This is a genomic window from Pseudoalteromonas prydzensis, from assembly GCF_011050055.1.
GTDB lineage: Bacteria > Pseudomonadota > Gammaproteobacteria > Enterobacterales > Alteromonadaceae > Pseudoalteromonas > Pseudoalteromonas prydzensis_A.
This window is the reverse complement of record NZ_DRGM01000212.1, coordinates 17,137-40,051: the sequence shown is the minus strand read 5'-3', so window position 1 is coordinate 40,051 and position 22,915 is coordinate 17,137. Positions and strand designations below refer to the sequence as shown.

At 41.4% G+C, this 22,915-nt stretch carries 24 protein-coding genes; 15 read left to right on the top strand and 9 right to left on the bottom strand.

Annotation, left to right across the window (positions count from 1 at the left end; all coding sequences use genetic code 11):
- The first annotated feature begins 69 nt into the window (after positions 1-69).
- Positions 70-1,542, top strand: a complete 1,473-nt coding sequence (locus ENH88_RS22625) for a TonB-dependent receptor domain-containing protein (RefSeq protein ID WP_349768661.1) — start codon at positions 70-72, stop codon at positions 1,540-1,542.
- Positions 1,543-1,969: 427 nt separating this feature from the next.
- Here ENH88_RS22625 and ENH88_RS22620 read toward each other — a convergent pair whose 3' ends face one another.
- Positions 1,970-2,383: a hypothetical protein gene (locus ENH88_RS22620; RefSeq protein WP_304185803.1), complete on the bottom strand. Its 414-nt coding sequence runs from the start codon at positions 2,381-2,383 to the stop codon at positions 1,970-1,972.
- Between the two features lie 270 nt (positions 2,384-2,653).
- Here ENH88_RS22620 and asd point away from each other — a divergent pair, with 270 nt between their 5' ends.
- Both asd and ENH88_RS22610 read left to right on the top strand, forming a co-directional pair.
- Positions 2,654-3,796, top strand: coding sequence for an aspartate-semialdehyde dehydrogenase (gene asd / locus ENH88_RS22615; protein ID WP_304185801.1), 1,143 nt, complete (start codon positions 2,654-2,656; stop codon positions 3,794-3,796).
- A gap of 180 nt (positions 3,797-3,976) precedes the next feature.
- The gene (locus ENH88_RS22610) at positions 3,977-5,935 is read left to right on the top strand and encodes a methyl-accepting chemotaxis protein (RefSeq protein WP_304185800.1); all 1,959 of its coding nucleotides are present in this window, start codon (positions 3,977-3,979) and stop codon (positions 5,933-5,935) included.
- Positions 5,936-5,971: 36 nt separating this feature from the next.
- Here ENH88_RS22610 and ENH88_RS22605 read toward each other — a convergent pair whose 3' ends face one another.
- Positions 5,972-6,781 (bottom strand): ion transporter, encoded by an 810-nt coding sequence (locus ENH88_RS22605; RefSeq protein WP_304185804.1) that lies wholly within the window; start codon positions 6,779-6,781, stop codon positions 5,972-5,974.
- 102 nt (positions 6,782-6,883) lie between these two features.
- Between ENH88_RS22605 and ENH88_RS22600 the strand changes: the two genes are divergently transcribed.
- The 5 genes from ENH88_RS22600 (at position 6,884) to ENH88_RS22580 (ending at position 8,842) form a co-directional block, all read left to right on the top strand.
- Positions 6,884-7,105, top strand: coding sequence for a hypothetical protein (locus ENH88_RS22600; RefSeq protein WP_304185799.1), 222 nt, complete (start codon positions 6,884-6,886; stop codon positions 7,103-7,105).
- On the top strand, positions 7,098-7,385 hold the full coding sequence (locus ENH88_RS22595) for a hypothetical protein (protein WP_304185798.1): 288 nt from the start codon (positions 7,098-7,100) through the stop codon (positions 7,383-7,385). Before ENH88_RS22600 ends, ENH88_RS22595 begins: the two co-directional genes overlap by 8 nt.
- A gap of 173 nt (positions 7,386-7,558) precedes the next feature.
- Positions 7,559-7,753 carry a YwbE family protein gene (locus tag ENH88_RS22590; RefSeq protein ID WP_304185797.1) on the top strand — a complete coding sequence of 65 codons (195 nt, stop codon included), beginning with the start codon at positions 7,559-7,561 and terminating at the stop codon, positions 7,751-7,753.
- Positions 7,750-8,268, top strand: a complete 519-nt coding sequence (locus tag ENH88_RS22585) for a DUF4240 domain-containing protein (protein ID WP_304185796.1) — start codon at positions 7,750-7,752, stop codon at positions 8,266-8,268. Before ENH88_RS22590 ends, ENH88_RS22585 begins: the two co-directional genes overlap by 4 nt.
- A gap of 109 nt (positions 8,269-8,377) precedes the next feature.
- Positions 8,378-8,842 (top strand): hypothetical protein, encoded by a 465-nt coding sequence (locus ENH88_RS22580; protein ID WP_304185795.1) that lies wholly within the window; start codon positions 8,378-8,380, stop codon positions 8,840-8,842.
- Here the strand turns inward: ENH88_RS22580 and ENH88_RS22575 are convergent.
- The 3 genes from ENH88_RS22575 to ENH88_RS22565 form a co-directional block, all read right to left on the bottom strand.
- Entirely contained in the window at positions 8,839-10,098 is a 1,260-nt protein-coding gene (locus ENH88_RS22575; RefSeq protein ID WP_304185794.1) for a Y-family DNA polymerase, read from the bottom strand. The genes ENH88_RS22580 and ENH88_RS22575 overlap by 4 nt on opposite strands.
- Complete coding sequence (locus ENH88_RS22570) at positions 10,086-10,499, bottom strand: LexA family protein (RefSeq protein WP_304185792.1); 414 nt, start codon at positions 10,497-10,499, stop codon at positions 10,086-10,088. Before ENH88_RS22570 ends, ENH88_RS22575 begins: the two co-directional genes overlap by 13 nt.
- Positions 10,500-10,595: 96 nt before the next feature.
- Positions 10,596-11,024: a MarR family winged helix-turn-helix transcriptional regulator gene (locus ENH88_RS22565; RefSeq protein WP_304185791.1), complete on the bottom strand. Its 429-nt coding sequence runs from the start codon at positions 11,022-11,024 to the stop codon at positions 10,596-10,598.
- Between the two features lie 108 nt (positions 11,025-11,132).
- Here ENH88_RS22565 and ENH88_RS22560 point away from each other — a divergent pair, with 108 nt between their 5' ends.
- Positions 11,133-11,885 carry a siderophore-interacting protein gene (locus ENH88_RS22560; RefSeq protein ID WP_304185790.1) on the top strand — a complete coding sequence of 251 codons (753 nt, stop codon included), beginning with the start codon at positions 11,133-11,135 and terminating at the stop codon, positions 11,883-11,885.
- Positions 11,886-12,027: 142 nt separating this feature from the next.
- On the opposite strand, the gene ENH88_RS22555 is transcribed toward ENH88_RS22560, so the two are convergent.
- The 4 genes from ENH88_RS22555 to ENH88_RS22540 are packed head-to-tail and all read right to left on the bottom strand — an operon-like array spanning position 12,028 to position 16,994.
- Positions 12,028-13,083 carry a pectinesterase family protein gene (locus ENH88_RS22555; protein WP_304185789.1) on the bottom strand — a complete coding sequence of 352 codons (1,056 nt, stop codon included), beginning with the start codon at positions 13,081-13,083 and terminating at the stop codon, positions 12,028-12,030.
- Positions 13,084-13,087: 4 nt separating this feature from the next.
- The gene (locus ENH88_RS22550; RefSeq protein ID WP_304185788.1) at positions 13,088-14,047 is read right to left on the bottom strand and encodes a sugar kinase; all 960 of its coding nucleotides are present in this window, start codon (positions 14,045-14,047) and stop codon (positions 13,088-13,090) included.
- Positions 14,048-15,535 carry a UxaA family hydrolase gene (locus ENH88_RS22545; protein WP_304185787.1) on the bottom strand — a complete coding sequence of 496 codons (1,488 nt, stop codon included), beginning with the start codon at positions 15,533-15,535 and terminating at the stop codon, positions 14,048-14,050. It lies immediately after the preceding gene.
- Position 15,536: 1 nt separating this feature from the next.
- Positions 15,537-16,994, bottom strand: coding sequence for a tagaturonate reductase (locus ENH88_RS22540; RefSeq protein WP_304185786.1), 1,458 nt, complete (start codon positions 16,992-16,994; stop codon positions 15,537-15,539).
- Between the two features lie 183 nt (positions 16,995-17,177).
- Between ENH88_RS22540 and ENH88_RS22535 the strand changes: the two genes are divergently transcribed.
- The 6 genes from ENH88_RS22535 to ENH88_RS22510 all read left to right on the top strand — a co-directional run bounded on the left by ENH88_RS22535 (position 17,178) and on the right by ENH88_RS22510 (position 22,836).
- A complete protein-coding gene (locus ENH88_RS22535) occupies positions 17,178-17,942 on the top strand; it encodes an SDR family oxidoreductase (protein ID WP_304185785.1) in 765 nt (254 codons plus the stop codon).
- Between the two features lie 23 nt (positions 17,943-17,965).
- Entirely contained in the window at positions 17,966-18,808 is an 843-nt protein-coding gene (gene kduI / locus ENH88_RS22530; protein WP_304185784.1) for a 5-dehydro-4-deoxy-D-glucuronate isomerase, read from the top strand.
- Between the two features lie 41 nt (positions 18,809-18,849).
- Positions 18,850-19,827, top strand: a complete 978-nt coding sequence (locus ENH88_RS22525; protein ID WP_304185783.1) for a TRAP transporter substrate-binding protein — start codon at positions 18,850-18,852, stop codon at positions 19,825-19,827.
- A gap of 9 nt (positions 19,828-19,836) precedes the next feature.
- A complete protein-coding gene (locus tag ENH88_RS22520; RefSeq protein WP_304185782.1) occupies positions 19,837-20,325 on the top strand; it encodes a TRAP transporter small permease in 489 nt (162 codons plus the stop codon).
- On the top strand, positions 20,325-21,626 hold the full coding sequence (locus ENH88_RS22515; protein ID WP_304185781.1) for a TRAP transporter large permease: 1,302 nt from the start codon (positions 20,325-20,327) through the stop codon (positions 21,624-21,626). The genes ENH88_RS22520 and ENH88_RS22515 overlap by 1 nt, the downstream gene beginning before the upstream one ends.
- A gap of 190 nt (positions 21,627-21,816) precedes the next feature.
- Entirely contained in the window at positions 21,817-22,836 is a 1,020-nt protein-coding gene (locus ENH88_RS22510; protein ID WP_304185780.1) for a LacI family DNA-binding transcriptional regulator, read from the top strand.
- The last annotated feature ends 79 nt before the right edge of the window (positions 22,837-22,915 follow it).

Genomic DNA, 22,915 nt, shown 5'->3' with positions numbered 1-22,915 from the left:
GTTCTTCTGCAATTTCAACTTCTGAATCACTGAGCGTTAAATTACCAGAAGTAAAGAAAGCACCTCCTAATAAATCACTATGCAACTCAGTTAACCATTCAGCTTCAATACCGTAAACATAGGCAGTATACTGACTCAACAGCGACTACAAGTATACCGGGTGAACTTAAAGTAACGGTTCGTGATGAGTACTTAGATGGCGAATATCAACGTACTTTTTACAATGGTAGCTTAGGTGGTAATCCTTATTTGTATCGATTTGTTGAGCTAGAAGACGATGTTGAAAACTGGGGCGTCAATGTAAACAAAGTTTTTTACTTTGATAACGCCGAAGTAGAAATTGCGGGTGGTGGTTATTTTGTTGAAAAAACACGTGATTACCGCACAGACTTTTTTAACTATCGCTTTAGCCAAACTCAGTCTTTAGATTTAGCACAAAGTGAAGACGAAGCACTTTCAATTGGCAGTTTTTTTGCTGACGATGCTGTTATTGATTCAACGGATGTCGAGTTATTGTTCCAAGAACCAACCGCCGATGATTACTTAGCAGCGCAAATGATTGATGCTTATTACGGCTCTTTTGACATCACGTTTGCTCAAGATTGGCGTTTAAGTGGTGGTGTGCGTTACGAGGACTTCCGCCAAGTTGCGCTTGCTTTTTCTCGCTCAGCATTTGATCCTGCTCTACTAGCAGATAAATTAAGTGCAGATGCGATAGAACAAGCAAGTGTGATGGAAGATGAGTATTTTACTTCGTTATCTATGACATATAGTCAGCAATCGTATCAAGTTCGTTTTGGTTATGGTAGCACGGTTGTACGTCCAGATTTGCGAGAGCTAAGCCCTGTTCAATTCCAAGATCCGCTTACTGGTTATCGAACTCTTGGTAATCCATTCTTAGAATCTAGCTATTTAGATAACTTTGATGCACGTATCGAATTTTATATGGACAATGGCGATAATTACTCAATTGGCGCATTCTATAAAGATATTGATAACCCAATCGAAGCACTATTAACAGAAAGCGACGGCCGTTTTACTTTGCAGTTTGATAATGCAGATACAGCCTATGTTTACGGTATTGAAGCTGAATGGTTAACTGAGTTGCATAGTGATTTATTAGGAGGTGCTTTCTTTACTTCTGGTAATTTAACGCTCAGTGATTCAGAAGTTGAAATTGCAGAAGAACAGCGCGCCGATCTTACGAATCTAAAGCGACGTATGACGGGGCATTCAAAGTATGTTGCCAACTTACAACTGAATTACGATTCACATGATGGCATGCATCAAGCCTCTGTTATCTACAATGTATTTGGTGATCGTATTTTAGCTGCGGGTGTTAATAACTTTGATGACGCTTACGAACAACCTTTAAACTCGTTAGACATGGTTTATAGTTATTACCCAACGTTTAATACCACACTAACACTTAAAGTGAAAAATATGTTGGGACAAAACTTTGAAGTTGAACAAAATGACGTATTAATTCGTTCTGAAGAAACACCTAGAGAATTAAGTGTGAGCTTTAGTTACGAGTTTTAAAGTCATCTAATAAAGGCAACTACAATAAGCCATTATTACCCTAGCCCTGCCAAGTGTAGGGCTTTTTATTATCTGCTGTTTGTAAAACGGGTGGTTGTGTCGTAATAGGGTTGATTAAATAGCCTTCAATTAGAGTTACCCCAAGTCATTGTAAAGACAACTAATAGCATAACTCATAGGAATAATGATAAGTTAACGCTAGCTTATCAAGATAGTCAATTTGGTCAAATTTTAGAAAGGCTTGCTGAAGCTAAAGATTCAGGGGCGTCTGTAAAAATTTATATATTAGAGGAGTTTAACGGTGATGATGCGCAAAGTTGTAGTGATGGCGTTACTGATTATATAGGCTCAGTTCATCGTCTTTAAGGTAGTAAATAGCTAGTAGCCCTGTAACTGATACAGGGCTATAATTTTATAATTCAATACTTTATTGGCACTTTATAGTTGCATAAAGCGGGTAACATTGATTTTTACTACCCGTGCTTTTCATTCCCCATGTTTGGTTATACCAATCAAAGTCTCCATAGGCGCTTTCATCTTCTCCGCAGGTAATTGTGCTTCCAGAGATTTCTTGGTTGTGACCACGCTCTTCACAAAATTGATTTCCATTTGTAGAGCCAACAAAAAACAGCTCTAAGCGTCCATTTATCCACACCTTTGGACTGTAATAGGTTGTTGCAGTATTGATTAATACGCCTTGTTGTTCTTCCATATTTATTTCTGCGCGCTCAAAAGATACTTTTTCATTTTCTTTTAGCGTTATTGTGCTCGCTGAAAGTGTTGTATCTGCAAATACATTAAGTGATGCTAAAGCAAGTACAGCGAAAGTAAGTGTCTTCATTATCTTTTCCTTTAGTTGAATGTAGAATTACACAAAACATCTTTATCTAATGTGCTTACTAAGCTTGGTAAATATAGGTTTCAACAAGGTTAAGCTTTTATTAAAGTTTAAAATAAACGCTGTATGTTATTGCACAGTTTTACATTATGAAAAATATTTAAGTTACAGTTTATTGACTAGTTTTAGTGTGCTGGTGGTGTTAGCTTAGGAGGCTATAAAAATTAAATCTCACGCAATGAATTTTAATTTTTAACGTATTAGGTATTTCTTATGACTCAAACAGTGGAACAAACAATGAAAAAAGTAGGATTGGTCGGATGGCGGGGCATGGTTGGCTCTGTGTTATTAGAGCGTATGCAACAAGAAAATGATTTTGCCAATATCGATACTACTTTTTTTACTACCTCGCAAACCGGTCAACTTGGCCCTGATTTAGCGGGTCCTGCAAAGCCATTACTTGATGCAATGGATGTTGAATCGCTGGCAAAAATGGACATCATCATTACCTGTCAAGGTGGCGATTATACCAAAGCCGTATACCCACAATTACGTGAAGCGGGTTGGCACGGGTTTTGGATTGATGCTGCATCAGCACTGCGGATGAGCGACGACAGTATTATTGTCCTTGATCCGGTCAACAAAGACGTCATTGAGCAAGGTTTACAGCAAGGTGTTAAAACCTATGTGGGTGGTAACTGCACCGTTTCATTGATGTTACTCGCATTAGGCGGTTTATTTGAGCAAGACCTGATTGAATGGGTAAGCCCAATGACTTATCAAGCAGCATCAGGTGCCGGTGCCCGTAATATGAAAGAGCTGATTGCGCAAATGGGCTCTATTCATGCAAGCGTGGCTGATAAGCTGGCCGATCCACAAGCAGCGATTTTAGAAATTGATAAACTAGTTACGCAGCAAATTGCCTCAAGCGATTTACCGCAAGACCAATTTGGCGTGCCGTTAGCAGGCAGCTTAATTCCATGGATTGATGTGCCAATGCCATCAGGTCAATCAAAAGAAGAATGGAAAGCGCAAGTTGAAGCAAATAAAATTTTAGGTTCAAGTAAACAGCCGGTGCCAATTGATGGGTTATGTGTGCGTATTGGCGCAATGCGTTGTCACTCACAAGCGATGACCATTAAATTACGTGAAGATATCAGTGTTGAAAAAATTGAACAAATCTTAGCGTCACACAATGAGTGGGTTAAAGTTATCCCGAATGAGCGTGACATTACGGCTACAGATTTAACTCCAGTTAAAGTCACTGGCACGTTAAGTATTCCGGTAGGGCGTATTCGTAAATTAGCAATGGGCCCTAAATACATTAGTGCGTTCACCGTTGGTGACCAATTATTATGGGGCGCCGCTGAGCCACTACGTCGCATGCTGCGTATTATTGTTGATAACAAACATTAGTTTACCAGCAGCCATTTACTACAGTTAATATAGAGGGCTGGCAATGTGCCAGCCCTTTTGCTGTTGTCTTTTTGCATCGCTTTAGTTTTGTCACTGCTTAGTTAATTTAGTTAGATCGTTTCTTGCTGAATACTCAATAGCTTACTATCTTTATGGGAGTCTCTATTTGGCCTCCTATGTATGAATATATCAAAAAAATTAAAACTATCTTTTGCCTCAGCCATCGCCTTACCTCTTTTTATTATTGCAGCCCTTGTTATCACGCAAACAAGAGAACAAGCTATTGATAATTTTGCGCAAATGAGCGAGAGGGAAGCACGGCAAATAGATAATGGTATCGCTATATTTTTTGCCGAAATAGAAAAAAATGTTGCTTATTTAGCTTCACATCAAATGGTCTTAGCTGCCAAGCAAGATGTCAAAACTCATGTAGACACAAATAATTCGGTGATGCTAAAACATCTTCAGGGCAGTAGTGTTGAGCGTGCCGCATTTCAACAGTTTGATCACTTCGGCCAAACTCACCCTGGACTTGCTTATATTTATATGGGCAATGAACAAGGTGGCTATATTCAGTGGCCAGCGGGAGAAGTTAATGCCAATTATGACCCACGCTCTCGACCTTGGTATTTAACTGGTAAATCTGCGGGCGGTAAAACGGTTCGTACCAGTGCTTATTATTGGGCAGCTGACGATATGGTTATTGTCTCTACTGTAAAAGCAATAAAAGATAATGGACAAATCACTGGTGTACAGGGAATGGATGTTTCTTTGCAAGGACTGACAGAAATGATTGCCAATATTAAGCTGGGTGAAACTGGTTACTTAATGCTGATTGAAGATACGGGAAATGTACTTGTTGATGTTAAAAATGAAGATTTTCGTTTTAAACGTTTAGCTGATATTGCGGGTGGGAAGTACAAGCAGTTAGCTGCTAATACCCAAGGTCAGTTTGAAATTGTTATTAATAACAAAGATTTTATTGCCAATATATATACTTCAGCTAAGTTGGGTTGGAAATTTATTGGTTTAGTTGAAAAGTCAGAGGTGATGAGCGCCGCAAACACCATGACCTTTACAATTTTAATTATTAGTGCAGTGCTAATTATTGTATTCATTTTGATCGCAAGTTATATCTCAAAAGTAATTTCTTCACCTATAGTTGAAGTCAGTGATGGTCTGGCTGAAATTGCGCAAGGCGGTGGTGACCTAACTCGACGGCTCACAATAACAACCAAAGATGAAACGGCAAAGCTTGCCAATAGTTTTAATCTGTTTTTAAACTTGATTGCTGAGCTTGTTACTCAAATCAATGAATGTGCTAAAGATGTGTCAGATGCATCGCAGCAAACGTCGTCACAGGCAGGACAGTTAACAGGGGCAACTTCACAACAGCAACAAGCACTGGAAATGGCTGCCACGGCAATTAATGAAATGGCTGCGACCGCCAATGAAGTGTCGGCAAGTTGTGCTAATGCTGCAGATCTTGCAATGCAAACGCAACAAGCGTCAGAGCTTGGTCAATCGGTGATCACACAAACAGTGCAAAGTGTTGAGCAACTCTCTGTGGTGATCACCAAAGCCAGTGCTGATATTTCGCAGCTTGACGCTGAAAGTGAAAACATCATGTCGATTTTGAATGTTATTCGCGGTATTTCAGAACAAACAAATTTACTTGCACTTAATGCCGCCATTGAAGCTGCAAGGGCTGGAGAGCATGGCAGAGGCTTTGCAGTCGTAGCCGATGAAGTACGCGCATTATCGCAACGTACTGCTGAATCAACGCAAGAGATTGCATCACAGCTAGATAAGCTACGTAGTATGTCTGCGCAAGTGTCCAATGAAATGAACCGCAGTCTTGAAAGTACGCATAAAACAGTGGAGCTATCGCACTCGGCGCAGCAACAGTTTGCTGAGATCACCACATCGATTGCAACTATCAGTGATTTAAACACACAAATAGCGACCGCAGCTGAAGAGCAACAACATGTTGCGGAAGACATTAATCGTAATGTTACAGAGATAAAAAATGTTGCTGATGATGTCAGTGATATTGCTAATGCGACTCATGAAAATGGCGATAAAATGAATCGACTTTCGTCAGTATTAACCGAGTTGGTAGGCAGATTTAAAGTGTAACTAATAGGCCAGCTAAGCTGGCCTATTTTTAGTGACTTATGAACGTTGATTTTTAATCAATTGTGTAAGCTCTGTAACTTGCGCTTTGAGCTCATTAATTTGCCCTTGGGTTGCGGGCAGAGAATCAATATCAGCTTGCTCTTCTCGGGCATTGCGATGCTCCTCTGACATCACTTCAAGAATTGCGCCTACCATCATGTTTAAAAACACAAACGCTGTTAAGAATATAAATGTAAGATAGTAAATCCAGCTAAGTTTATAGACCGCCATGGTCTCGTACATGACATCGGTCCAATCTTCAAAGGTTGCAATTCTAAACAAAGTCAGCATTGAGATTGATACATCACCCCATAGAAATGGGTTTATATCAGCAAATAACATGCTGCCAGTTGCGGCATAAATATAGAAAATAACAAACATTAACAGCGCAATGTAGCCCATTTGCGGTATGGCTTTTAATAATGAATTAACCAGTAAACGTAGTTCTGGCACCATCGAGACTAACCGTAGTACACGGAATATTCGCAGTAAACGGGCTATAAAAATGCTTGAACCTGCAGCAGGATATAAACTGCCAATGACGATTATAAAGTCAAAAATATTCCAGCCTTTGCTAAAAAAGTCTTTAATGCCCTTACTCGCCACATAGCGGATAATGAGTTCTATTAAGAAAAATACCGTGATGCCAATGTCCATCCAGTGTAAAGCAAGTTCAACAGTGGGGTGTAACGAGTAAGTATGAGCACCAACGGTGAGCGCTGATACCACAATAACGGCGATAACAAATGATTGAAATAGTTTACTTTTATCGATACGCTGGAACAGCTCCTGTAACTGCGACAACATCATAATAAGCCCTTAACGGTTAGTGATATAAAACGTCTGCAATATACAGTAAAATCGCCGTGGATGAATTACTTTTCCAGTTAAAAATGTAAGGAATTTTTAATGCTTTTTAATAAGCTAAAATATGTAATGAGCATTGTGCTGGTACTGTTTTTAACCGCCTGTAGTTCAGATTCGCGCTATCACGAAATCCAAGCTGCGCGGCTTGGGGAATGTAGTTATATGGCAGATAAAGAGTACCATGAGTGCGTAAAACGCCAACAAGATAGCTACGACGAATTTAAAAAACAACGCGAAGCAGAGCAAACAACCGATAATGACTAAAACACAAAAACAATTTGATAAAGTATTACGTACGACTTTAACGCGTGCCTGTGAATGTATTAAAGATGAAGTAACAGAGTTTAGTTGGTTAACTCATGATATAGATATAAAAAAACCAGCTACGTCACTTAAAATTAGCTGTTTCTTTAAAGATCAGTTGGCACTTGAACAAGCAACGGAAAATCAAGATACGCTATTAATCAAACATATACTTAGCAAGGAACTTGCGAGCATTGATTTAACAGTTAAAGAGTTCATTTTTACCGCTGACAAAGTTTAGGGTAGTGATGTTGTTTGATTTTCAATTAATTGGCTGCGGCACTGAAATAGAAAAGCATAGTGAGGCTATTATTAGCGCAATCGAGCGCGAAAACATCATCATCACTGTACTTTAAGTTTGGTATCAGTGATACATGTAGCTATAATTCAATAAAATAGCAAAAGAGGTGTATTATGGCTGTTCCTACTCGTTCACAAATTTCTCCAGGTACTGAAGTCAACATAGTTTTAAAACAACACCAACGCAGTGGCACGCTTACCAACGGTATTGTTTCACGGTTGCTGACCAAGTCAGCAAATCATCCCCATGGTATTAAAGTGCAATTAGAAGATGGCCAAGTTGGTCGTGTGCAAGAGATCCTGTCATGAGTGTGCTTTCGTCTAGCGAGTTTTGGCAATTAGTTACCGTTCCCGATAAAACCGCCGAGCCAGAGTCGGTAAGTGAACGGTTAAAAACGCTACTGAGCGATTTGACAGATGAGCAGCTTATTGAATTTGATAAACAATTTAGCCTTTGTATGCGTCAAAGCTATACGTGGGAGTTATTTGGCGCTGCGTTTGTAATGGCTGGTTGCAACGACGATTATGGCTTCTCTGAATTTCGTTGTTGGTTGATTTCTCGTGGTGAAACGACCTTTAATGCCGCCCTTGAAAATGCCGATTCATTAGCCCAGTGCACTCCTGTCTATCATTTAAATGAGCAGCCTTATCCGTACTTAGATGAATACGATTTAATAGCTGGTTTACTGTACGAAGAACGCAACGAAGACGAGTTGCCTTTTGCTCCTTCCGGGCTTGAACAGCCAAAGGGTAAACGCTTCAAAGATAAACCTAAGTTTTTAAAGCTTGCATACCCGCAACTTTTTGCTAAATATTGGCAGTAATACCAAGGTTTATTCAATAGCTTAGGCAAGCATTTATGTTATTGATCTTATTTTAATTATTGTAGCTATGCTATGCTGATGTTACACACTACGAATAGTTAGGTTTTTAATGCGTTATAGTGAAGTACTACTGTACGGTGTTTGCTTATGTATGAGCGCGTTAGGCAGCGCTAAAACTGAGTTACCCAGTAATAAGAGTCAGTTTATTAATTTATTCAACACTAAGGTTGGCAGTTATCAATTAGTATCTGGTGACGCTAAAATGTGTGCTAGTGGAGCGTTAGCATTGCTTGATGAAAATGAGCCTGATCTTGGCTTTAAGCTCGGCGATGAAATCATTTTTAACAACTTACACCATGGCACACAAACCAATAAAGTCGCTAACTTTTGTTTAGTCACTACTAAGTATAAATACACCACGCAAAGTATTACCATGTCACTACGCCATACTCGCTGTGAGAATGAGGTAGATAATTTAGATACCAGCCAAACGCTGCGCTTTATCTCACCAACGACTCTTACATACAGTGTCGAAAACAGCGATGTACTTTGTCAGTTTGAATTACAACGCTAACAGCAACTAATTTTCGGTAAGTGTTGCCAGCGGGTTGTATAGTGGGGCGATAAAAAAGTGCGCTTCATATGCCATTGGTTAGTTTGTTGCTGACTTGCAAGCGTTAAGCTATCTGTGCCGTAACGTTTGTTGACTGCATCTAAACAGGCCATCAAGTTAATATTATCTGTTTTTTGAGTAAATAAATCTTGTTGCTGAAACTGCGCAGTGCTTATCTCTAATGCCCCTACACCACATTTATAATACCGTACGCCTACTTGATACAGTTGCTCGAAAATAGCCGTTACTGCATTAGCAAAGATAGTGCTGTCGCCACTCGCGTGAGGGAGTTCATAAATAAGCGATTTTTTTGTGTAGTGTTGCTCATGGGGTGAGCTGGCAATAAACAGTAATAATCGCTTAGTGACTGAGTTTTGCGCGCGTAGCTTACGTGCAACAATCATGGCATGACTCACTAACGCTGTTTTTAAAGCAATAGGGCAGCTTAACCTAGTTGCAAAACTGCGGGTTGAAAATATCTCGCGTTTATTTTGCTGTACGTCATGCCAATTTAAGGTCGGGCGGCCATTTAGCTCATCCACTGTGCGGGCAAGCATGATGCTAAATAAGCGTTTCATGCGAGGTGGGGATTGCTGAGCTAAATCAAGCGCACTGCTAATATTAAGTAGTTTTAACTTTTTAGTTAAGCGTCTGCCAACGCCCCAAACATCACCCACATCCATAGCGGCTAAAATATGCTGTCGTGCTTGCTCACTATCAATCACTGCAACCCCATTAAAGCCGTTGAGTTTTTTTGCTGCATGATTAGCTGCTTTGGCAAGGGTTGGCGTTGGACCAAAGCCAACCCCAACGGGCAGCTTTGTTTCGCGCCAAACGGTACGGCGAATTAACTGACCATATTGATGCCAGTCATTAATGAGTGGGGTAAAGCCGTTAAAGTACAAAAACGCTTCATCAATCGAGTACACAAACTGATTATCACAAAAGCGACTGATTATATTCATCATCTTATCGCTTAAGTCGGCATACAGTTCATAATTCGATGAGCGAATAACTACATTGTGTTTGGCTAATAAATGTTTAACTTTAAAATAAGGCTGAAACTTAGGAATATTTAGCCGCCGTGCAATAGGGCACACGGCACATATACAGCCATCATTGTTAGTCAGTACGACAACAGGCTTAGTACGCAGTGCAGGATCAAATACTTTCTCGGCGCTGGCATAAAATGCCACTGCATCGACTAAGGCATACATTGGTATAACTCAGGGCTTGTGCGGTGTAGCCGGATAGAACGTGTCACCACACCTTCTAATTGGAATTCATCTTCTTGGCTCAATTGCACCGGGCCGTATAATGGCGACGCCGACAGTAACCGAGCATTGGTTTTATCAAGTAATTTGCACACAAATAAACCATTTAAATTAGCCACGATCACATCATTATTTTTGGCTTCCTCAGCGCGGTCAACCAAGAGTAAGTCACCATCAAAAATCCCCACGCCCTGCATTGACTCACCAGAGGCGATACCGATAAAGGTTGCATCAGGGTGTTTAATCAATAATTGATCGAGGGATAACCCCAGCTCTTGGTATTGCGCGGCAGGCGATTCAAAGCCACAAATACCCGCTTCGATATAAATAGGAATAACAAGCATATATAAAAACACACTATACTGTACGTTTGTACAGTATAGTGCTTAGCACGTTAAAATGCCAAGAGTTAGATTAGGGGCCTGCGCATATTACCGATGTTATTCATTTTTTATATTGTTGATCATAGTGTTAGCGACCATTAAAAAATTATCAATTTGTGCTTGGTCAAGCCCTTGGCAGAGTAAGCTATCAACGCGCTGCTCGGCTTGTTGAAGGGTTTGATAAAGTGTTTGCCCACGCTGGGTAAATGACAAAATAAAGCAGCGTTTATCATTTTCATCCGCACACTTGGTGATCAAGGATAAAGACAGCAACTCTTTAATTAAGCGTGCTATTTGTGCTTTATCACGCTGCGTTTCATTGACGATGTCATTGGCTGTGCAGTGCCTAGTATCGGCAATGATATGCAGGCACTTAACATGCAATGCATTTAATCCTAATTCGCTGGCATTGATAGCGTCTCTTACAATCAGCCGATAGCTTTGTGTCAGTGCAAAGAGAGTTGAAGCTAAATTTTGTTGTGGCATATTCCACCTAGTTAGTTGACAAAGTCAATTAATTCTTTATAGTTGACTTTATCAACTAATGGGGCGTTGTGCAATTAAACAATGAATTAACCGTGTGAGGAGACAAAAATGACGAGAAGAGTACGCCGTGCAACCGTGATCAGCACAACAGATATTGCCCCCCATTTAAAACGTTTGGTTGTTGGAGGTGATGAGTTTTCTGACTTTCCAAACGATCAACTCGGTGCTTATGTAAAAGTATTATTTCCACACTTTGGTCAAAATGATGTGGAAATTGATCTTAAAGCAGCTAACCCTGCACCTAAACGCTCATATACAATTAGGGCGATTGATCCTGTTAAGCATACAATTACCCTTGATTTTGTAGTTAATCAACATCGCGGTATAGCCACTGACTGGGCAAAACAGGCCAAACCCGGTGATAAATTGGCTATTGCAGGACCAGGCCCTAAAAAACTGGATGATTTTAGTCAGTCGCAATATTTAATGATTGCCGATCTAACCTCTGTCAACGCAATTAACGGCTATTTGCAGCAACTACCGGCAAGTGCCGATGTTGATGTGATCATCCACGTTGCTGACTCGCAAGATATCATCACACTTGATACGATAGAGGTACATACTAACCATCGCATTAACTGGCTAGTTACCACCGAGCCGCAAACAGAGTTGCTGGAGCAGATCACGCACTGCTTAGAGCAGTACACCGATACGCCAATCATTTTTATGGGGCTTGAAGCTGCACTTGTGCGCACAATTCAAAATCTTGCCAAAGAGCAGTTTGCTGTCCCTAGTGCAAGAATCGTGTGTTCAGCGTATTGGAAGCGTGGCATAGATGCTGATGGCAAAGCGGCGCCTTAGTGGCAAGTTAGTGGTGTGGTAAATTCGAGTGCATACCCATGAGAGGAAGTCTACTTAAATAAAATAAGCGTCTCACAGCAGTTATTTTAAAAAAGTAGGCTTAGGTATGCACTCAGGTTCGGTTGCGAGGCATTCATGATGTTTATAAAGTAAACGGCTTGCTTTTAAATTGCTGATTTTGTATTTCTTGTTGTAGTTCACTAAGCACCTTACTAGGCTGCCAGTTGTTTTTAAACACCCATTGCTCTAATGATGGTTCAGTAAACTGCGTGTGTTGAGCTTGGGTTATATTGGTTGCTAACCAAGGAAAATCCATTGGGCTCTGATTGGCATAAAAGTAGTAACGATCACCATAATAGTTGTTACGATTGCGTGAAGCGTCCTTATAGGTTTTCTTAAAAATGGCTTTATCGGCCAAATTTTTTGAAAATTGATTATTAAATAAATAAAACTGCGCATCATAGTGATGGCGGCCAAGCCAGAAGTTTTTCACCCCGTCAAAGGTACTGTTGGCAACGACGAGTTTTTGCTCTGGATCACGCTCACCATCATGCCACAAGGTTGCCGTTTGTTTCAGATTGAAAAATGTTGAGTGTTCGATAAGCGCCGTACCACGCGGGCACACCATATCCGTTGCCCCAGTAAATGAGCAATAAGAATGGTAATAAAGGCCATTGTCTTTATTCCATAAACTTAATGTATCAGCACCATCGGCGCTAATATCACACTGATGCAAGATGATCCGTGTGGCATTTTCAAAGCCGCGAATAGCGAATTGATGGTCATGGGTGTTATGTAAGCGACCATAATTGTTGGTCACTGTTAGATTAACAATATTGATGTCACTGCCGGCAATATTGATCACCGCAGCGCCCCAATCACTATCGTGTTGCTCCCGCCAGTTGTTACGAAGCTGCGCATATTCGATACGCGTATCGCTAAGCGAACTGCCGACTAAACTGAGGTTATTACGGGTGATGTACAGTTTTTCTTGATATAACCCAGGGCCAATTAAGATAATCGCCGATTTAAACTGGCTACTGGCATCAATCGCGGCTTGAATGGTTTTAAAAGCGCTTGGCCGTGTTTTATCAACATACAATACCTTACTTGGCTCGCTACCAATTGGCGGCGTTGCCGCCTGCAAGCCAAAGTAGGTAATCAATAAACAAAAATATAATAAAAAGCGTTTTTTCATAGTGTTACTTATTTTCTATGGTATTTTTTATTGCTGGGGTGTCTATCTTAACAATAGCACCACGTTGTTGGATCACTTGTGCGGCCAGTAAATTACCCGCTTGAGCACAGTGCTTTATAGGCTGCTCCGTTAGCCAATACGCTAAGAAACCGGCATTAAACGAGTCGCCGGCGGCGGTCGTGTCGATCACTTTTTCTACAGCGACAGTATTAAACAGCTCGACTGAAATGGAATTATCAGGGTGTTTTTTACTGTATTGGCAGCCATCCGCGCCGAGTTTTACAACGACCTCATGAGCGCCTTGTTGGTGCAAGCGTTCGGTACATTGCGCAACACTGCTATCTCCCCACAATTGTGCTTCATCGTCAAAGGTCACTAATGCTAAATCGGCCAGTGCATAGGCTTTATTATTGGCAAGGTGGCAGTGCATTTTGCTTAACCATAATGCAGGGCGGTAGTTGCTATCATAAATAATTTTTATCCCTTGCTGTTTTAGCTGCGCTAAATGGCTGAGTAAAGTATGGCAGTCTTGCTCCGATAAGATTGCCAGTGAGATCCCCGACAAATAAATAGCATCAACTTGAGCGAGCGCTGTAAGCACTTTATTAAAATCAGCATGTTGCACTAAATATTTAGCCGCTGAATCGCTGCGCCAATACTGAAAAGTACGCTCTCCAGATGCATCGTTTTGAATCATATACAAACCCGGTTGTTTGTTATGACTGAGTAGCACATTGTCGGTATTAATATGATGAGCTTGCCATTTTTCGATGAGGGCACGACTTAGTGGATCAGTGCCCATAGCACTGACGTAATTGACGTTTACTTCATTGCCTGCGAGTTTTTTTAAGTAAATGGCGGTATTCATGCTATCGCCGCCATAATTTTGCTGCATGGCAGTAAATGGTTGGCCGCTAAGCTCAACCATACATTCGCCAATAATTGCGATGGACTTAGGCGTCATTTATAACGTCACTCCTTTTTTCCAAATAGCGACTTCACGAATGTCGTTTATTTCATTGCAGGTGGGTTGGCCGTTTACAATGTTGACTAGCAGTTCAACAAACTCCCCGTGGACTTGCTCCATGGTGACATCGTTAATTAAAACGCCAGCGTCAAAATCTATCCAGCGTTTTTTCTTATTCGCCAGTTCTGAATTAGTGGCAATTTTTAACGTTGGCACAAATCCACCATAAGGCGTACCGCGGCCAGTGGTAAATAACACCATATGACAACCGGCAGCACCGAGTGCGCTGGTGGCAATCGGGTCGTTACCGGGGGCATCCAATAGATTCAGGCCAGCTATTTGCAAGCGTTCACCATAATGTAAAACCGCTTGTACTTTGCTGGTGCCGGCTTTTTGCGTACACCCTAATGATTTATCTTCTAAGGTAGTGATGCCGCCTTTTTTATTACCTGGCGACGGATTTTCATAAATCGGTTGATTATGAGCTTTGTAATAACCTTTAAAGTTATTCACCATGCTGACCAGCTTGTTAAAGGTCTCTTCATCTTTGCAGCGCGACATTAATAAGGTTTCAGCGCCAAACATTTCAGGCACTTCGGTCAGTACTGTGGTACCACCTTGGGCAATTAAATAATCTGAAAAATAACCCAGCATCGGATTCGCCGTGATACCAGACAAACCATCGCTGCCACCACATTCAAGGCCAAACTTTACTTCAGATAAAGTACCCGGTTGACGTTTATCTTGTTTTACTTGGGCATAAATTTGTTCAAGTAGCGCAACGCCTTCTTCAATTTCGTCATCGGCTTGTTGGGTGATCAAAAACTTAATGCGGCCTTCATCGTAATCCCCTAAGCCATCACGAAATGCCGGTAATTGATTATTTTCACAGCCTAAACCAACCACTAAAGCGCCACCCGCATTTGGGTGCAGTGCCATGTTTTGCAATAAAATTCGCGTTGTATCTAAATCATCCCCCAGCTGCGAGCAGCCAAATTGGTGAGGGAACGCATAAATGCCATCAATTTCTAATTGTGGATGACGAAGTTTAAACTCTTTGATCATTTGATTGATCATGCCATTAACGCAGCCAACCGTCGGGATCAGCCAAATTTCATTACGAATACCGACTTCGCCATTTTGACGACGGTAAAGGTTAACAGCAGGCGAAGGAGTCGCTTCACTTTGCTCAATAAACTCAGGAATATACTGGTATTCAAGCTCATCGTTAAGGGTGGTTTTAACGCAGTGCGTATGCACCCAGCCGCCTTTTTGAATATGCTCTAGGGCAAAGCCAATGGGGGCGCCGTATTTAATAATATTCTCTTGTTTATTAATATCACGCAGCGCCACTTTATGGCCTTTATCAATGTTCTCATTGACTAAAATCTCTTCGCCATCAACGGGCAGTATTTCACCCGCGGTGATATTACGCATTGCAATAGCAACGTCATCGGTCGGATGTAGTTTAATTAATGCTTTCATATTATTGGCCTAACTGGTTAGTAAGCGTACTAGCTACACCTTCAGTGAGCATATTACGTAGGTGAGTTGTGACTGTACTGGTTAATTCTGGCAGCGTATTTAAATCACTTTCCCAATGCCACTTTGCGCCTAGCACTTGTTCAACAAGGGCCGTTAATGACAACGCATTGTTATCAAAGTCATGCCATAGAGTATTAAATAATTCTAACCATTGTGGTGCATCACTCAGTGCAATTGGCTGCTCATTACGCAGGCCTTTATACATTAAAATTTGCCCGGCAATAGCCAGTGCCATCATGTTCGGTACGGCGTTATTTGTTGTCACATAGGTGTGCAACTGCGGCAAAATACGGGTCTTAAATTTAGTCATACTGTTGAGTGAAATAGCCAGTAATAAATGGCAAATATACGGATTTCTAAAGCGGTTCAGTACATCATTGGCAAAGCGCTTTAATTCATCTTCAGGTAAATCAAGAGTGGGAATAATTTCAGCAAAGATTAATTGTGTTAGGTATTTTTCAAACAAAGGATCGGCCAGCGCATCGCCCACAGAATCAATGTTCGCCATGTAAGCCAGTGGCACTAGCGCCGTATGGGCACCATTTAAAATACCGACTTTTTGCTGTTTGTACGGTGAAATATCATCAACAATTTTTATATTTAGGTCGCTGTTTTGCAAGCATAGCAATTCTGCAAGATGCTGCGGCCCTTGAATAACAAACAAGTGAAAGTACTCAGCGGTCACCATAAAGTTATCTAAGTAGCCTAATGATTCTTGCAGTTGTTGATGCTCATCACGTGGGAAGCCTGTCACAATGCGGTCAACTAAGCTTGAGCAAAAGTGGTTAGCATCACTAAGCCAGTTTGTAAACGCCTCTGGTAGTTGCCAAAGTTGACAGTATTGAAACACGATTTCTTTGAGTTTCTCGCCGTTATAGTCAATTAACTCGCAAGGGATGATCACCATGCCACTCTCAGCTGAGCCATTAAAGTGATTAAAGCGATGGAATAGCCACTGCGTCAATTTTGCAGGGAATGCTTTAGCGGGCGCATCGCTAAGTTTATCAGTATCAATGTACTCAATACCGGCTTCAGTGGTATTTGAAAAAATAATTTTCAGATCAGGGTTTTCAGCCAGTGCCATATAACGGGGAAAATCTTTATAGACAGGAATTTCTTCATTGATTGAACTAATGATACGGTGATCGGCAACGGTTTCACCTTGCTCATTTAAGCCACGAATAATAGTGGTATACAAGCCGTCTTGGACATTAAGTAAAGGAATTGCGTCGTAATCGATAGGGCGGATCACCGCAACACCGGCGTTAAGATCCGTTGTTTCATTGAGTTTATCAATTTGCCAATCGATAAAGGCACGCAAGAAATTTCCCTCACCGTATTGCATTATTTTTGTTGGGTATTTGTTTTTATTAAAGTTTTTTCTATTCAGTGCTTGCATAATATGAACCTATAAACGTTATATGGGCTGATTGATTGTTACATCTTAGCTATATTTGCCACCGGTGGCAAATAGTATTTGACAAACTGCCACCGGTAGCGAAGAATGGGTGTTAACAAGTTTAGCTAATTCGATTTACATTGAATTAGTAATTAAGCATAAATAAATTGATAGGAACTTAACATGACAGCCACTTTATTTGATCTCACTTCAAAAACAGCGCTCATTACCGGTGCAAGCCGTGGACTGGGTCAGCAAATCGCATTGGGTTTAGCAGCTGCTGGCGCCAAGGTTATTTGCAGCAGTAGTAAAGAGCAAGGCTGCCAAACAACGTGTCAGATGATCCAAGACCGCGGTGGTGAGGCTTATGACTATGCCGCTGACTTAAGTGATGCAGATTCAGTTAACGCATTAGCAGTAACAGCCTTAGCAAACCATGGCGGTATTGATATTTTGGTTAATGTTGGTGGCACCATATTTCGCAGCCCTGCGGTGGATTATCCGTATGAGCAATGGCAGCACGTGATGAAAGTAAACCTTGATGCTAGCTTTTTATTAGCACAAGCGGTTGCGCCAAATATGATCAAACAAGGCTTTGGCAAAATAATTAATATTGCCTCGATGTTGTCATACAGCGGCGGCATGACAGTCCCAGCCTATACCGCCAGTAAACATGCAGTTGCGGGTCTTACTAAAGCATTAGCAAACGAATGGGCACAACACAATATTCAGGTCAATGCCATTGCCCCCGGTTATTTCAGAACTGATAACACCCAAGCTTTACAAGATGATGCCGCTCGCAATAGCGAAATTGAAAAGCGTATTCCTGCGGGGCGTTGGGGCGAAGCAGAAGACTTAATTGGTTCAGCCATCTTTTTATCATCAACAGCCAGTGACTATGTCAATGGCCATATTCTCGCGGTTGATGGTGGCTGGTTAGCACGATAATTTTTAATTTTAGGTAGCATGTTATGAGCACAGAAATAGAGTCACGTTATGCCGTCGGGCCAAATGAAGTTAAAGGCTATGACACCCAACAGTTAAGAGATGAGTTTTTGGTCGACAAACTCATGCAAGAGAACAGCATTTATTGGCTATACACTCACTATGAGCGTTTTATGGTGGGCAGTGCAGTACCAACCAGCACGCCACTTACGCTAGAAACCGTAGACAACTTAAAAGCTGCAAACTTTTTAACGGGTCGCGAACTCGGACTAATAAATGTGGGCGGCAGCGGCACAGTAACTGCTGATGGCGAAGATTTTCAGCTTGGCTATAAAGATGCCTTGTACTTAGGTAAAGATACCGATGACGTGGTATTTAAAAGTCATGACAGCAATAACCCCGCAAAGTTTTATCTCAATTCTGCGCCTGCCCATCATAAATACCCAAATAAGTTAGTAACCCGTGATGATGCCAATGTACTGCACTTAGGAGCACTTGAAACTTCAAATGAGCGCGATATTAACCAGATGCTGATCAATACCGTGGTGCAAACATGCCAATTACAAATGGGCTTAACTGAGCTAAAACCGGGCAGTGTTTGGAATACTATGCCTGCCCATCAACATGATCGCCGTAACGAAGTGTATTTTTATTTTGAACTGCCCGAGCAGCAAGCTGTATGTCACTTTATGGGCGAGCCCACTGAAACTCGCCACATTTGGGTGCATAACGAGCAAGCTGTGGTGTCGCCGCCGTGGTCAATTCACTCAGGTGCTGGTACACAAAATTACAGTTTTATTTGGGGCATGGCAGGTGAAAACCTCGATTATGATGATATGGATAAATATCAACCGAGCGAGCTGAGATAATCAGCTCTTTTATGATCATATAGCGATAAGAAGAAATAATAATGAATAGAAATCTTCTCATAAAGATAATGCTGGTTTTGTCGTTATTTTTGCTTAGCAGTTGCAGCGATGACAAAAAAACAGTGCGATTAACCTTGGCGCATACACTCGATACCCGTCATGTGGTGCATCAAGCAATGGAATATATGGCTGAACGTTTGGCATTTTATTCAAATGACACAATGGAAATTGTCATCTACCCAGGCGGTCAATTAGGGTCTGAACGCGAACTCATTGAGTTATTACAAATAGGCAGTTTATCAATCACTAAAGTATCGGCAAGCCCGCTGGAAGGCTTTGTACCAGAGATGAAAGTGTTTGGTATTCCGTATTTATTTCGTGATAGCGAACATTTTTGGCGAGTGCTTAAAAGCGATTTAGGCACCGAGCTACTTAATAAAGTAAGTACTGCAAGACTCAAAGGGTTGGGTTATTACGATGCAGGCAGCCGTAGCTTTTATACTACTAATGGTGCGATTAATACCCCTGAAGATTTAATTGGCAAAAAAATTCGCGTGTTAAATAGCCCCACAGCCGTGGCAACAGTGCAAGCGTTAGGCGGCGCAGCAGCGCCGATTGCATGGGGCGAATTGTATGCTGCACTGCAACAAGGTGTAGTAGATGGCGCAGAGAATAATCCACCAAGCTATTACTTATCTCGTCATTACGAAATCGCTAAATATTATTCACTGGATGAACACACTTTTGTGCCAGATGTGATTTTAGCCAGTTTAGACGTGTGGAATTCGCTTAATAGTGAACAACAACAGTGGTTAAGCCAAGCGATGGCCGACTCAGTTGAGTATCAACGTTCACTGTGGCAAAACGCATCTGATGAGGCGCTTAAAGCAGTGATCGCAGAAGGCGTACAAGTGACCTACCCAGATAAACAAGCGTTTCAAGATAAAGTGGCTGATTTTCATGCTTCGTTCGCTGATACAGCGGTTGCAGAGCATATTAAAAAAATAAAAAGCATGTAGAGGCACACAATGCGACAACTAAACACACACTTAAATCGCATCATCGAGCGATTACTGATTTTAGCCATGATAGCGATTGTAACCGTCGTTTGTTGGCAAGTTTTTTCACGGTTTATTTTACGCTCACCCAGCTCATACACCGAAGAGTTAGCGCGTTTTTTACTGATTTGGATCGGGGTGTTAGGCGCGTCCTATGCGTATCGCACCAAAGCCCACTTAGGACTTGATCTGTTTTATCAAAAAATGATCCCGTCGCTTAGACATAAATGCTCATTTTTAATCGAAATCTGCGTGTTGTTCACTGCGTTAAGTATCTTGGTTTATGGCGGCAGTCGTTTAATGATGTTGAGTTTTGAATTAAAGCAAACGTCAGCGGCGCTTGAGATCAACATGGGTTATGTGTATATCGTGTTACCGCTGAGCGGGGTGCTGATTGTTATAAACTGCATTGAAAACTTAGTTAATTATGCACAGCAAACATTTAAGGAGCAAGCGTAATGGATTTAACGGCAATTGTATTAATCGTTTGTTTTTTTACTTTATTGTTTATTAATGTACCTATTTCTTTGTGTATTGCGCTGTCAACATTAGCGGCGCTGTTAATGCACATCGACTTCACGCCTGCCACCACTACCATAGCTCAGCAAATGGCGGGGGGGATTGATAGCTTTGCATTACTGGCAATCCCGTTTTTTATTCTATCTGGGTTGATAATGGGCCAAGGCGGCATTGCTAAACGGCTAATTGAATGTGCGATGGCGATGATAGGCTTTTTACCCGGCGGCTTGGCACTGGTAAATGTAATGTCGTGCATGTTATTTGGTGCAATCTCAGGCTCTGCCGTTGCTGCAACTTCAGCGATTGGCAGTTTTATGGTGCCGGAGATGAAAAAACATGGCTACAGTGCCAGTTTTGCTGCAGCGGTAACGGCCAGTGCCGCTACTACGGGCATGTTAATACCACCGAGTAATATTTTAATCATCTATGCGATTGCCAGTGGTGGGGTATCGATAGCGGCATTATTCATTGCCGGCTACTTACCTGGGATTTTAGTGGGGCTGGCGTTGATGATTGTTTGCGCTATTTACTCTATTCGTAACAACTACCCAGTAACAGCAAGACTGCCATTTAAGATTGTGCTGGAAAAAATACTCGCTGCTTTGCCAAGCTTACTACTGATCTTTATTGTTATTGGCGGCATTATTGGTGGGGTATTTACCGCAACAGAGGCGGGGGCCATTGCGGTTATTTATGCTTTAGTACTGTCGGTATTTATCTACCGAGAAATCAATATAGCTGAAATGCCTGCTATATTACTAAAAGCCTGTGAAACAACCGCTATTGTAATGCTGATCATTGCCGCGTCGTCGGGCATGTCGTGGTTATTGTCGTACACCCATATTCCACAACTGGTCAGTGAGTTCTTTTTAACGCTCAGTGAAAACCCGTTATTAATTTTACTGCTGATCAACCTGATTCTGATTTTAGTTGGTGCGTTTATTGATATGACCCCAGCGGTGTTGATATTTACCCCAATATTTTTACCAGTAGCTGAGCAGCTTGGCATGTCACCAATTCAATTTGGTATTATGATTGTGTTAAATCTATCGATTGGCTTGGTTTCGCCACCGGTTGGCAGTGTACTGTTTGTCAGTTGTGCGGTTGCAAAAACGTCGTTGCATAAAATCATCAAACCAATGTTACCGCTGTATGCTGTGATGTTTCTGGTATTAATGTTAGTGACCTATGTACCAGCAATTAGTGAAACATTACCGCGCTTATTTGGTTTAATCGAGTAACTAACCTGAACTTGAGATAATTTATTTTTCAGCGTTTAGGTCAACTTAACCAAACAAATCTGTGATGGAGCTCAACAGCTCCATTTTTCTTTTAAATCAAAGTAGTCAATGTATAACAAGAGCTGACTAACTACTTCTATGGATCTACGGTTAGTGTTAAACTTTGCAATCATCCTAAATAGGAACTTTTATGTCAGTAACGATTAATGATGTAGCTAAGCTGTGCGGTGTTTCAAAGCGCACAGTTTCACGTGTGATCAACCGCTCTCCCGCCGTGGGTGAAGCGACGCGAGAGCGAGTGCTTAAAATTATCAGCGAAGTTGGTTTTTCTCCTGACAAACAAGCACGGGGGCTAGCATCTAGTCGTTCTTATTTATTAGGTTTAATTTATGATAACCCCGATGCACTGTATATTGATCAGGTGCAACGAGGCGCATTAAGCGTCTGCTCAGAACTTGGTTATGAGCTGGTTGTGCATCCTAGTTACTCTAAAAGTGCTGAATTTATTGATGATTGCCTGTCATTTATTTCGCGCTCTAAGCTTGATGGCGTGATTATTTTACCGCCAGTATCTGAAAACAAAGAGTTGGCTGCAGCAATTCGTGAAGCTGGTTGCCCGTATGTGCGTTTAGCATCAGTCGATTTAGATGATGCCGATAACATTGTGGTGTCTGATGAACGGGCGGCGATGAAAGAAATGGCCAGCTACTTGGTTGAACTGGGCCATAAAGACATTGGTTTTATTTCAGGTCCACAAGTATATCGTTCTTCAATCGAACGCTTAGCCGGCTTTTTAGCTGAATTGCAACAATGTAATGTGCAATTGCCTTCACACCGCATCATTGAAGGTAAAAACAGTTACGAAAGCGGAATAGAGTGCGCGATGAGCTTATTAAGCACAGAGCCGCGTCCAACTGCCATTGTTGCTAATAATGATGAAATGGCGGCAGGGGTTTTGCGTGTTGCTAATAACCTCAATATCAAAGTTCCAGAAGAACTTTCGGTTGCTGGGTTTGATGATAATATTTTGGCTTCACGGATTATTCCATCGTTAACCACCATTCGCAGGCCGGTACAAAATATGGCGTGCTTAGCGGTGCAAAAGCTGATTAATAAAAGCCAATCGACACAAAGTGAAAGAATTAAATTAGATGACGTAGTCACGCCTTATCTAGTAAAGCGAGAATCTACTAATAAATGTGCTAAATAGCCTAGATTAAATCCCCTTAATCTTTTGCTTACAGAGATACAATGCGCCTTACTACACAGTAGGGCGCTTTCTTTTTTAA

Excerpts from the sequence above, each read along its gene's own strand:
- ENH88_RS22520 (WP_304185782.1), top strand. The coding sequence starts at position 19,837 with ATGCGACAACTAAACACACACTTAAATCGCATCATCGAGCGATTACTG.
- ENH88_RS22510 (WP_304185780.1), top strand. The coding sequence starts at position 21,817 with ATGTCAGTAACGATTAATGATGTAGCTAAGCTGTGCGGTGTTTCAAAG.
- ENH88_RS22585 (WP_304185796.1), top strand. The coding sequence starts at position 7,750 with ATGAGTGTGCTTTCGTCTAGCGAGTTTTGGCAATTAGTTACCGTTCCC.
- ENH88_RS22570 (WP_304185792.1), bottom strand. The coding sequence starts at position 10,499 with ATGCTTGTTATTCCTATTTATATCGAAGCGGGTATTTGTGGCTTTGAA.
- ENH88_RS22610 (WP_304185800.1), top strand. The coding sequence starts at position 3,977 with ATGAATATATCAAAAAAATTAAAACTATCTTTTGCCTCAGCCATCGCC.
- ENH88_RS22550 (WP_304185788.1), bottom strand. The coding sequence starts at position 14,047 with ATGACGCCTAAGTCCATCGCAATTATTGGCGAATGTATGGTTGAGCTT.
- ENH88_RS22595 (WP_304185798.1), top strand. The coding sequence starts at position 7,098 with ATGACTAAAACACAAAAACAATTTGATAAAGTATTACGTACGACTTTA.
- ENH88_RS22590 (WP_304185797.1), top strand. The coding sequence starts at position 7,559 with ATGGCTGTTCCTACTCGTTCACAAATTTCTCCAGGTACTGAAGTCAAC.
- ENH88_RS22535 (WP_304185785.1), top strand. The coding sequence starts at position 17,178 with ATGACAGCCACTTTATTTGATCTCACTTCAAAAACAGCGCTCATTACC.
- ENH88_RS22565 (WP_304185791.1), bottom strand. The coding sequence starts at position 11,024 with ATGCCACAACAAAATTTAGCTTCAACTCTCTTTGCACTGACACAAAGC.
- ENH88_RS22580 (WP_304185795.1), top strand. The coding sequence starts at position 8,378 with ATGCGTTATAGTGAAGTACTACTGTACGGTGTTTGCTTATGTATGAGC.
- ENH88_RS22545 (WP_304185787.1), bottom strand. The coding sequence starts at position 15,535 with ATGAAAGCATTAATTAAACTACATCCGACCGATGACGTTGCTATTGCA.
- ENH88_RS22620 (WP_304185803.1), bottom strand. The coding sequence starts at position 2,383 with ATGAAGACACTTACTTTCGCTGTACTTGCTTTAGCATCACTTAATGTA.
- ENH88_RS22605 (WP_304185804.1), bottom strand. The coding sequence starts at position 6,781 with ATGTTGTCGCAGTTACAGGAGCTGTTCCAGCGTATCGATAAAAGTAAA.
- ENH88_RS22575 (WP_304185794.1), bottom strand. The coding sequence starts at position 10,098 with ATGTATGCCTTAGTCGATGCAGTGGCATTTTATGCCAGCGCCGAGAAA.
- ENH88_RS22515 (WP_304185781.1), top strand. The coding sequence starts at position 20,325 with ATGGATTTAACGGCAATTGTATTAATCGTTTGTTTTTTTACTTTATTG.
- ENH88_RS22540 (WP_304185786.1), bottom strand. The coding sequence starts at position 16,994 with ATGCAAGCACTGAATAGAAAAAACTTTAATAAAAACAAATACCCAACA.
- ENH88_RS22555 (WP_304185789.1), bottom strand. The coding sequence starts at position 13,083 with ATGAAAAAACGCTTTTTATTATATTTTTGTTTATTGATTACCTACTTT.
- ENH88_RS22600 (WP_304185799.1), top strand. The coding sequence starts at position 6,884 with ATGCTTTTTAATAAGCTAAAATATGTAATGAGCATTGTGCTGGTACTG.
- ENH88_RS22560 (WP_304185790.1), top strand. The coding sequence starts at position 11,133 with ATGACGAGAAGAGTACGCCGTGCAACCGTGATCAGCACAACAGATATT.
- ENH88_RS22525 (WP_304185783.1), top strand. The coding sequence starts at position 18,850 with ATGAATAGAAATCTTCTCATAAAGATAATGCTGGTTTTGTCGTTATTT.
- asd (WP_304185801.1), top strand. The coding sequence starts at position 2,654 with ATGACTCAAACAGTGGAACAAACAATGAAAAAAGTAGGATTGGTCGGA.
- kduI (WP_304185784.1), top strand. The coding sequence starts at position 17,966 with ATGAGCACAGAAATAGAGTCACGTTATGCCGTCGGGCCAAATGAAGTT.